Annotated in this window: 11 protein-coding genes; 3 read left to right on the top strand and 8 right to left on the bottom strand. The window is 38.0% G+C overall.

Annotated features, from left to right (window positions below):
• Nucleotides 1-2: 2 nt before the first annotated feature.
• Nucleotides 3-872: a 1,4-dihydroxy-2-naphthoyl-CoA synthase gene (menB, locus tag IGK03_RS01680; protein WP_002383695.1), complete on the bottom strand. Its 870-nt coding sequence runs from the start codon at nt 870-872 to the stop codon at nt 3-5.
• 110 nt (nt 873-982) lie between these two features.
• On the opposite strand from menB, the gene IGK03_RS01675 reads away from it, so the two are divergent.
• A complete protein-coding gene (locus IGK03_RS01675; RefSeq protein WP_002361187.1) occupies nt 983-1,363 on the top strand; it encodes a PaaI family thioesterase in 381 nt (126 codons plus the stop codon).
• A gap of 69 nt (nt 1,364-1,432) precedes the next feature.
• On the opposite strand, the gene IGK03_RS01670 is transcribed toward IGK03_RS01675, so the two are convergent.
• Nucleotides 1,433-2,032, bottom strand: a complete 600-nt coding sequence (locus tag IGK03_RS01670; RefSeq protein ID WP_002355317.1) for a LysM peptidoglycan-binding domain-containing protein — start codon at nt 2,030-2,032, stop codon at nt 1,433-1,435.
• 818 nt (nt 2,033-2,850) lie between these two features.
• Between IGK03_RS01670 and IGK03_RS01665 the strand changes: the two genes are divergently transcribed.
• Both IGK03_RS01665 and IGK03_RS01660 read left to right on the top strand, forming a co-directional pair.
• On the top strand, nt 2,851-4,332 hold the full coding sequence (locus tag IGK03_RS01665) for a peptide MFS transporter (protein WP_002355315.1): 1,482 nt from the start codon (nt 2,851-2,853) through the stop codon (nt 4,330-4,332).
• Between the two features lie 106 nt (nt 4,333-4,438).
• Nucleotides 4,439-4,639 carry a hypothetical protein gene (locus IGK03_RS01660; protein ID WP_002355314.1) on the top strand — a complete coding sequence of 67 codons (201 nt, stop codon included), beginning with the start codon at nt 4,439-4,441 and terminating at the stop codon, nt 4,637-4,639.
• 59 nt (nt 4,640-4,698) lie between these two features.
• Here the strand turns inward: IGK03_RS01660 and IGK03_RS01655 are convergent, their stop codons facing one another.
• From IGK03_RS01655 to IGK03_RS01630, 6 genes are all read right to left on the bottom strand, one after another.
• Nucleotides 4,699-5,487 (bottom strand): gluconate 5-dehydrogenase, encoded by a 789-nt coding sequence (locus IGK03_RS01655; RefSeq protein ID WP_430602426.1) that lies wholly within the window; start codon nt 5,485-5,487, stop codon nt 4,699-4,701.
• Between the two features lie 21 nt (nt 5,488-5,508).
• A complete protein-coding gene (gene kduI / locus IGK03_RS01650; RefSeq protein ID WP_002355301.1) occupies nt 5,509-6,348 on the bottom strand; it encodes a 5-dehydro-4-deoxy-D-glucuronate isomerase in 840 nt (279 codons plus the stop codon).
• A 12-nt stretch (nt 6,349-6,360) separates the two neighbouring features.
• Complete coding sequence (locus tag IGK03_RS01645) at nt 6,361-7,368, bottom strand: sugar kinase (RefSeq protein WP_202334751.1); 1,008 nt, start codon at nt 7,366-7,368, stop codon at nt 6,361-6,363.
• Between the two features lie 4 nt (nt 7,369-7,372).
• Nucleotides 7,373-8,020, bottom strand: a complete 648-nt coding sequence (locus IGK03_RS01640) for a bifunctional 4-hydroxy-2-oxoglutarate aldolase/2-dehydro-3-deoxy-phosphogluconate aldolase (protein ID WP_002367887.1) — start codon at nt 8,018-8,020, stop codon at nt 7,373-7,375.
• 160 nt (nt 8,021-8,180) lie between these two features.
• Nucleotides 8,181-8,933 carry an IclR family transcriptional regulator gene (locus IGK03_RS01635; RefSeq protein ID WP_002355294.1) on the bottom strand — a complete coding sequence of 251 codons (753 nt, stop codon included), beginning with the start codon at nt 8,931-8,933 and terminating at the stop codon, nt 8,181-8,183.
• A gap of 130 nt (nt 8,934-9,063) precedes the next feature.
• Nucleotides 9,064-9,531 (bottom strand): MerR family transcriptional regulator, encoded by a 468-nt coding sequence (locus IGK03_RS01630; RefSeq protein ID WP_002383688.1) that lies wholly within the window; start codon nt 9,529-9,531, stop codon nt 9,064-9,066.
• Between the last annotated feature and the right edge of the window lie 11 nt (nt 9,532-9,542).

The following is a 9,542-nucleotide window of genomic DNA, read 5'->3' as shown; positions in this document are numbered from 1 at the left end:
GTTTATGGGAATTTAGGGAATTGATCGAAATCTGGTGTCCGTTTTTCTTTAAATGCATCTCGGCCTTCTTGTGCTTCAGCCATTGTATAGTAAAGAAGTGTCGCATCACCAGCTAATTGTTGCACACCAGCCAAGCCATCTGTATCGGCATTTAAAGAGGCTTTAATCATCCGTAAAGCAATCGGGCTTTTGGTTAACATTTCTTCTGCCCACTCCATTGTCACATCTTCTACTTGATCCAATGGAACAACGGTATTAATCCAGCCCATATCTAAAGCTTCTTGAGCAGAATACTGTTTACACATAAACCAAACTTCTTTCGCTTTTTTATGGCCGATAACGCGCGCCAAGTAACCTGAGCCGTATCCACCATCAAAGCTACCGACATTTGGTCCTGTTTGCCCAAACTTAGCATTTTCAGCCGCAATTGTTAAATCACAAACTAATTGTAAAACATTGCCGCCGCCAATGGACCAGCCTTTCACCATTGCGATGACTGGTTTGGGAATGACACGGATTAACCGTTGTAAATCTAACACATTTAAACGTGGAATATTGTCTTCGCCAACATAACCACCATTACCTCGAACTTTTTGATCGCCACCAGAACAGAATGCTTGGTCACCTGCGCCTGTTAAAATAATAACCCCGACATCTTCTTTATCACGACTAATGTTGAATGCATCAATCATTTCCATGACTGTTTTTGGTGTGAATGCGTTGTGAACATGCGGGCGGTTGATAGTAATTTTTGCTACTTTGCCTTCTTGCTCAAATAAAATTTCATCATATTCTTTAATTGTTGTCCAGTTTCTCATTAGGAAACCTCCTTCATTAATCTCATCTTTTCTATTATACACAAGAATCGGCACTTTAGAGAAAAAGTCGCTTGAATTTTAAGAAAAAACATGGCTATTTCAAATTTTCTTCATTCCTGTATAATAAATAAAAAACCTTTTATTCTCTCTTTTATTAGAAAGGACTGATTACTATTCATCTTTTAGAGTATTTAGGTATCACGATTCAACACGTTTCTGCTGAGAAATGTCAGCTTACTTTAGCGGTAAAAGACGTGCATAAACAACCCTATGGCCTTGTCCACGGGGGCTTAAACGGCGTCTTAATTGAAACTGCCTGTAGTTTAGGTGCGAACGAAAACGTTCCTGAAAACACTTTTGCTGTCGGCATAGACTTACAAGTAAATCATCTTCGTAGTGTCCATGATGGTAGCCTTACCGTGATTGCGACGCCCGATCACTCGGGAAAGACCCTTCAAGTTTGGGAAGCAAAAATATATAACGCAGACCACCAATTGACGAGCGTGGGGCGTTGTACCTTAACAAATCGACAAAAAAAACAGTAATCTTTACAGGTTACTGTTTTTTTGTTTATGGTTTTTAATAAGTAATTAGATTACTTCGTTTATTTAATTTTAGTACCAACCATTTGCTAACCAGAATGATTTAGCTGCATCCCATGAACCATAGCGACCTGCTACGTACTGATCTGCCACGCGTTCTTGGTTGGCAGGTGAATAGTCACCATTTAAATAAGAGGCAGATAATTGGTAACGACCGATATACTGGCCGTTTGTTGCATCGTAAGAACCACTAGATTCACGTTGTGCGATCCACTCTTTCGCATCACTGCTTGCGGCAGGTGCTGCTGGTTGCGCTACTTCTTGAGCAACAGGTTGTTGTACTTCTTGTTGTACTGGTTGTGCAACAGGTTGTTCAACTACTTGTTGCACTGGTGCAACTTCTACAGCTGGTGCTGGAGTATTAGCAACTTCTTTTTCTGAACGAATAACTAATTGTTCTCCTTCAAAAATTAAATCAAGGTTTGGCAATTTGTTATCAGAAGCAATTTTTTGAATTAAGCTATTGTCTCCTGCAAATTGATGAGAAATTGTTGATAAAGTATCTCCTGCTTTAACTGTATATAAGCTTTCTGCGTTTGCGTCTGTTCCTAAGAATAATCCTAAACCTGCGGCCAAAGTTGTTCCAAGTAAAATCGTTTTGATTGATTTCATGTATGTTTCTCCTTTGTAATTAAAAATATTTGATTGTTGCTCTTAGCACTCGGCAACAACCACGTCTGCTTCGCTTTATCGAAACGACTTCACATACTTTATCATCGAATGGCCGGCCGTAGGTGAATATCTCGTGACAATTTATTACTAGAATGTCGGTTTTGTTACATTTTGTAATAAAAAGCTGCTGGAAGCTTGATATTATCCTGTTTATATTTTGCGAAAAAAAGTTAAAAAAACAGGATTTTATTTTTGAGAAACCGTTTTCTAACCCTTGATTAGCCCTTAAATGTCGGTTTTTTTACATTCGTTTCAGTCAAAAAGTAACAAAATGTTAAATATACTAGACATGAGAATGTTTTTTTCAAAAACTCACGCCTAAAAAGAACAGGTGTTTTCTTTGAATTTTTTTTATCATTCACTATTTTTATTTTTCCTTCTATTATATAGATAAATTTTTTGTCGTATTCATTTTTCGATTCTGAAAAAACACTAAGCACTTCCTATTGAAACAAAAAGAGTTAAACAAAAAAATCTTATATTTTGCTTGTTATTTATTCATTTTAATCTTATTCAAAAAAGGAACAGCTAAAGCAACTATGAAAACAAAGTATTGAAAATAAAGCAGAATAAATATTCATTTTTATTGTAATTCACGAATAAAAAACAAATAATCACTCGAACGCTTGTTATTTAAAAACGTAATCAGTTTTTTCTCTTTCTATTTTCCAATCTATGAGTAATAAAATATATGAATCTACATTTAAGTCATTTTATTATCAAATATTCTGAATATTATAAGAATTGGAGTTTTATCTATGAGTGACAAAGAACAACTTGAGAAATTAGACAAATCCTTTCTGGGACAACCGAAAGGACTAGCAACACTGTTCTTCACAGAAATGTGGGAACGTTTCAGTTACTACGGCATGCGTGCTATTCTAATGTATTACATTTACGATACCGTAGCCAATGGCGGTTTAGGTCTCCCCAAAGCAACTGCCTTAGCCATCATGTCCATTTATGGATCAATGGTTTTCATGTCCAGTATCATTGGCGGTTGGGTCTCTGACCGTGTCTTAGGTTCAAGGAAAACTGTTTTTATTGGTGGTTTGTTAATCATTGCTGGACATATTGTTCTCGCTACCCCATTTGGTGTCCCCGCCTTATTCGTTTCTATTATGTTAATTGTATTTGGGACTGGGATGTTAAAACCAAACGTTTCAGGGATGGTTGGCCATCTTTATTCAAAAACTGACTTACGTAGAGATGCAGGCTTCTCCATTTTTTACATGGGGATTAATATCGGAGCCTTAATCGCTCCCCTTGTTGTCGGAACTTTAGGACAAGAATATAATTATCATTTAGGCTTTTCCGTTGCTGCAGTAGGGATGTTCTTCGGGCTACTACAATATTATTTCCAAGGACGTAAATCTCTTGCTGGGATTGGTCAAGCCCCAACTAATCCAATGTCTAAAGAAGAGCAAAAGAAATTTGCTAAAGCATTTATGTTGGCAATTGTCGTTGCTTTACTTATTTTTGGTGGCGCCTATGTCACAGGACATTTAACAATTGATTTCTTTATTAATACCATCAGCGTGTTAGGAATCCTGTTACCTGTTTATTATTTCAGCAAAATGTTAACGTCTAAAGATGTCACTGCTGAAGAAAAACCAAAAGTTCTGGCTTACTTGCCATTATTCTTAGCAGCAATTGTTTTCTGGTCATTGGAAGAACAAGGTTCGTCTATTCTTGCTCTATTTGCAAATGAACGGACGCAAACGAGTTTGTTTGGCTTCCCGATTGCCGCTAGCTGGTTCCAATCATTAAATCCTGTATTCGTAGTTATTTTGACCCCTATTTTTGTTACATTATGGACAAAACTAGGTAAACGTCAACCATCAACAGTTGTGAAGTTTTCACTAGGACTAGTCTTTGCTGGTCTTTCCTTCGTCTTATTAATGTTGCCAGGTCTACTTTATGGTACCGAAGGACGGGTGAGTCCACTTTGGTTATTCTTTAGTTTCTTCATTATGATTGTCGGAGAAATGTGTTTATCTCCCGTTGGCTTATCGATTACTACAAAATTAGCACCGAAAGCTTTCGAAGCTCAAACCGTTGCTATTTGGTTATTAGCAGATGCCGCTTCACAAGCCATTAACGCTCAAATTGCTCGTTTCTATACACCTGGAACAGAGTCAGCATATTTTGGGATTGTCGGACTTGTAGCTGTCGTTGCCGGGATTCTCTTATTCATTGTGAAAAAACCAATCCAAAACTTAATGGGTGACGTCCGTTAAACCGTCAAAAAAGTTGCCTTTCTCTTTTTTGAAAGGCAACTTTTTTATACAGCGTTTTGATAACGTTTTCATCAAGTGGTATACTAAATAGAAGGAGGACGAGGACATGCGTTACTTAATTGGCGGTATTTTTTTATTGATTAGTATCTGGCAATTCATTGTTACTGGACGGACATTTTCCTACTTAAAGAAAGAGGGCGGCAAAAGAACCTCACCATTTATTCTGTTAGGACTATGGAGTAGCTTAGTGTTTGCTATTATTTCATTTGCTGTGGCGATTGCTTCTTTCTTTTATGTGAGTTTTTAGTAGAAGGCTAGCCATAAGTAAAGGAGCGAGATTGCTAATCTCGCTCCTTTACTTATTTATTATGGTTGTTTTCCAATATAAGCTAAAATTCCACCATCGACATATAAGATATGTCCATTAACAAAGTCAGAAGCGTTAGATGCTAAGAAAACTGCTGGGCCAGCTAAGTCTGCTGGTGTGCCCCAACGATTAGCAGGTGTTCGTCCCAAGATGAATTCGTTAAATGGATGCCCTGGTTCTCTTAATGGCGCCGTCTGTGGCGTTTCAATGTAGCCAGGTCCAATCCCATTACATTGAATATTATATTGTCCATATTCAGAAGCAATATTTTTCGTTAACATTTTTAGTCCGCCTTTTGCTGCCGCGTACGCACTAACTGTTTCACGACCTAGTTCACTCATCATTGAACAGATATTGATAATTTTGCCATGACCCTTTTCAATCATATCTGGAATAACCGCTTTTGCCATAATAAATGGCGCATTCAAGTCAACATCAATCACTTGACGGAACTCTTCTGCTGACATATCCACCATTGGAATTCGTTTAATAATTCCCGCATTATTGACTAAAATATCAATAGAGCCGACTTCTTCGTTAATCTGAGCAACCATCGCTTGAACTTGCTCTTCATCAGTGACATCACACACATAACCACGTGCTTCAATCCCTGCAGCCCGATAATTTTCCAAGCCTTGTTCAACTGATTCAGGAGATAAGTTATTAAAAACAATTGTTGCTCCTGCTTCAGCTAGGGATTTCGCAATCTCAAAGCCAATCCCATAAACAGCACCTGTAATTAACGCTACTTTTCCATCTAATTGAAAATCATTCATTTTAAATTCCATGTTTTCTCCTCTTTCTTTGGTTTATTTTAATTGATCCATTGCAACCATATCCATGTCTGTGTACGTAATATTTTCTCCGCACATGGCCCAAATAAAGGAATAATTACTTGTACCAACCCCAGAATGAATTGACCAGCTTGGTGAAATAGCTGCTTGTTCATTACTCATTACTAAATGTTTCGTTTCGTCTGGTTTACCCATCATGTGGAAAATCCGCGTATCTTCTTCCATATCAAAATAAACATACGCTTCCATACGACGTTCATGTGTATGACAAGGCATTGTATTCCAAGCGCTACCTGGTTCTAAAATGGTGTAACCCATTTGTAACTGGCAACTTTCACAAACGTTCGGATGAATGTATTGGTAAATTTTACGTTGGTTCAATGTTAAAGGATCACCCGTTTCCATTGGGGTAATTTCATCAATACTAATTTTTACGTTGGGATATTTATGATGTGCTGGCACACAACTAATGTAAAATTTCGCTGGATTATCAGGGTTTTCTGAAGAAAAACGAACATGTTTTGTTTCTTTCCCAATATAATAGCCATCTTGTTTTTTCATTGTTTCTTTGGCGCCATCAATTTCAATAAAGCCTGGTCCCCCAATATTAATAACCCCTAGTTCACGGCGTTCTAAGAAATAGTCAACCCCTAATTCTTTGTCCAAAATAATTTCTAATTCTTCTGTGGTCGGTGTCACACCACCAAAAATCATCCGATCATTATGTGTGTAGGTTAAGCTGATTGCACCTGGAATAAAAACTTTCTCTACTAAAAATTCATCTCTCAATTGTTCTGTTGAATAGTGACGAATATCCGCCGGACTATGTGTATAACGTGTTTCCATATTTTGCATAACTAAAATCTCCTATCTATTTATTTTTCCTGAGCCCGTTACCAAAAAAGCAAGGACTTCTTTTTGACTAAATTGATTACAATCACCATGGACAGTATGTTTTAACGCACTAGCCGCTGTCGCAAAATCAATGCAGGTTTGTGGATCATAGGCAGCTAATATGCCATGTAAAACCCCACCAGCAAACGCATCACCGGCACCGACACGGTCAACAATCGGTTGTAATCGATGACATTTGGACGTATAATACGCACCTTTGTACCATAGCGTTCCGATTAATTCATTATCTGTCGCTGAATGAACTTGACGTTTGGTTGAATAAAATACTTGAATGTTGGGATAACGTTCTTGCATTTTTCGGTAGTACCACGTTAATGCGTCTTCAAGTTCTTCCTCTGGTTCTGGAATCTCCAGTAAATAACGAGCATCTAATACCCCAGCTGAACAAATATCAACAAATGGAAGAATGGCCTTCAATGCCACGCTCGCTTCTTTCTGGGACCAAAGTTTCCCTCGATAATTAATGTCAAAACTTACTTGGCACCCTGCTTGCTTCGCTGCTTTAACTAGCGCAACCGTCATACTTTGCCAATTTTTTGATAACGCCGCTGTAATCCCTGAAATATGAAAGATCTCTACTCCTGAAAACAGCTCATGTAAGTCCCATTCCATTTCTTCGATTTGAGCAAAGCTTGAATAGGCGCGATCATAGACAACACTGGCTGCTCGTTCTCCTGTACCAGTTTCCAAGTAATACGTTCCTAGGCGTGTTCCGCCAGTTCGTACAAATTCCGTTGAAACCCCATAACGACTTAAATGCTTTTTGGCGGCTTCTCCTAACGAATTATCGGGCACTTTACTAGCAAAAGTCACTTGGTGGCCATAGTTCGCTAACGAAATCGCTACATTCGCTTCACCACCGCCGTAATGTACAGCGAAATTTTCTGTTTGTGCTACGCGTATTCCGACAGGCGTGGACAAACGCAACATGATTTCTCCCAATGTTACGACTTTCCCCATGTGCCTACACCCCTTTGATTGCTTGGAATTTTTCCATATAGGCTTGGGCAACCTCACGAACTTTTTCAAAATCCCCAGTTGCTGCTGGCGCTAACAGATTGCCACCAACACCGACAGCCGTCACACCTGCAGCAAACCACTCGGCCATATTTTCCAAACTGACACCACCCGTTGGCATAATATTTAACTGAGGCAATGGCGCTTTAAATGCCGAAATAACACTCGGTCCATAAACACTTCCCGGAAATAGTTTAATAATATCTGCTCCGCTTTTCAGTGCTTCTTTCATTTCTGTGATGGTCATACAGCCTGGCAAGTAGGGAACTTGATATAAATTGCAAATTTTAGCGGTTTCTTCATCGAAGCTTGGACTCACAATATATTCAGCCCCTGCTACAATAGCTAAACGAGCAGTCGTAGCATCCAAAACTGTCCCCGCACCAATGACTACGTCAGGATTCTCTTGGTATAACGCAACTAATTCCTGAATCACTTCTGTTGCTTGAGGAACAGTAAAGGTTAACTCAATCCCCCGCATACCGCCTGCTACAATGGCTTGACTAGCTTTTAGCGCTTCCTCTTTTGTCTTTCCGCGAACCACAGCAATCACGCCAGCATTTTCTAATTTTTGTAAAATTGATACTCGCTTCAACAGACTCCCTCATTTCTTATTTAGAAATATATATTTATTATAAAGAAATTCACAACTTCATTATACAGATAAAAAAAGAAAATGCAAACGTTTTTACAAAAATAAAAAAAGAAAGACAAACAAAAATCCCAATCGACTTTTGTTTGTCTTTCTTTTTCTACTATAATTTCGCTTCAATCGCTGCTTTTGTTGCTAAAAGGGCTTGATTAATCGTCGTTTTATTTTCCTCTGTCAAACGATATTTCGGCATGCTTACACTAAAAGCACCCGCAATTTCGCCATCTTTCATTAAAGATACTCCGCTACAGAAAATATCTTGTTCAATTTCTTCATCATCGTAAGCAACCCCCGTTTGTTGCACTTGTTTTAATTCTTTTTTCAAACGCAAGGGATTGGTAATCGTATTTTCGGTATAGGGAATTAATGTCTGCGTGTCTAAATATTGTTGCACTTGTTCTTCCGAAAATTCTGCTAAAACGGCTTTACCCATGGCCGAATTATACAAAGGTCGAGTAATTCCCACTTTCGAGGACATGCGAATCGTTTGATTTTTCGGTTCTAATTTATTGATATACAGAATTTCATTATTATTTAAAATCCCTAAATGAATGGTTTCATCGACCGTATTTTGAAGGTTTTCTAAATAAGGTACCGCAATTTCAGCTAAATCGATTTGCTCCACACTTTGATTCGCATAGCGAATCAATTTTGTTCCTAAGCGGTACGTCTTGTTCGTGTCTTTTTGAACATAGCCAATTAATGTTAAGGTTTCTAAAATTTTGATTGCCGTTGATGCCGTCATTTCGGTATTCTTTGCAATTTCCTGTAAGGTTTGATCGGGTTGTAAACTTAGACAGTCCATGATTTTAGCCGCTTTTAACAAGACTGTTCCGTAAGGTTTTGTTTCTTTCATCGAAACCCTCCTTTTCCATATAAGAAATTATATAGAAAAATAAAGAAATTGCAAGAAAAAAAGAACTCGAAGATTCATTCAGTAACGTTTTACTTTCACTTCAGGTCTTTCTCCCAGTCCTATTTCATTCTTATTTTCTTTTCTTTAACTCATCAGAAACATCTGCATCCTTAGGAATTAAAAGATACTCACTGACTTCTGTGGTTTCATTAAATACAACATATAATTTTTGTTCTTCATCGAAATCGCCCAAATCAATCGCTACGTAATTGGGACAAACTTCTGAGATACCATGAAACATTTGACTAAAGATTTTTTTCGTCATCCCCACATTACGATGCTGCTCTTCTGCTTTTTCCACCGCACTTTGTAATGTATATCCTTCATCTAAAAAACGCTTGATCCAATGCACTTTGACGACTGTATGTAACCGATATTTCCGTGGACCGTTTGCGTCTTTCGCAATGGAAGAAATATACCCTTTTTCTTCCCAATAACGAAGTTGACGTGGCGAAACTTCAGCAATTTCACTTAGTTCACTAATTCCTATCAACAAATTTTCTTCATTTAACAAACGCTGAATCATTTTTGACCACATTAGTTTAACTT

The sequence above is a fragment of the Enterococcus sp. DIV2453a genome (genome assembly GCF_050533535.1).
Lineage (GTDB): Bacteria > Bacillota > Bacilli > Lactobacillales > Enterococcaceae > Enterococcus > Enterococcus faecalis.
The sequence above is the reverse complement of the archived record's forward strand: the minus strand, read 5'-3'. Positions and strand labels throughout refer to the sequence as shown.

What these genes read in the sequence shown, in the direction of transcription:
- IGK03_RS01670 (WP_002355317.1), bottom strand. Translation starts at nt 2,032, where the DNA reads ATGAAATCAATCAAAACGATTTTACTTGGAACAACTTTGGCCGCAGGT.
- IGK03_RS01665 (WP_002355315.1), top strand. Translation starts at nt 2,851, where the DNA reads ATGAGTGACAAAGAACAACTTGAGAAATTAGACAAATCCTTTCTGGGA.
- IGK03_RS01660 (WP_002355314.1), top strand. Translation starts at nt 4,439, where the DNA reads ATGCGTTACTTAATTGGCGGTATTTTTTTATTGATTAGTATCTGGCAA.
- IGK03_RS01655 (WP_430602426.1), bottom strand. Translation starts at nt 5,487, where the DNA reads ATGGAATTTAAAATGAATGATTTTCAATTAGATGGAAAAGTAGCGTTA.
- kduI (WP_002355301.1), bottom strand. Translation starts at nt 6,348, where the DNA reads ATGCAAAATATGGAAACACGTTATACACATAGTCCGGCGGATATTCGT.
- IGK03_RS01645 (WP_202334751.1), bottom strand. Translation starts at nt 7,368, where the DNA reads ATGGGGAAAGTCGTAACATTGGGAGAAATCATGTTGCGTTTGTCCACG.
- IGK03_RS01635 (WP_002355294.1), bottom strand. Translation starts at nt 8,933, where the DNA reads ATGAAAGAAACAAAACCTTACGGAACAGTCTTGTTAAAAGCGGCTAAA.
- IGK03_RS01630 (WP_002383688.1), bottom strand. Translation starts at nt 9,531, where the DNA reads ATGTGGTCAAAAATGATTCAGCGTTTGTTAAATGAAGAAAATTTGTTG.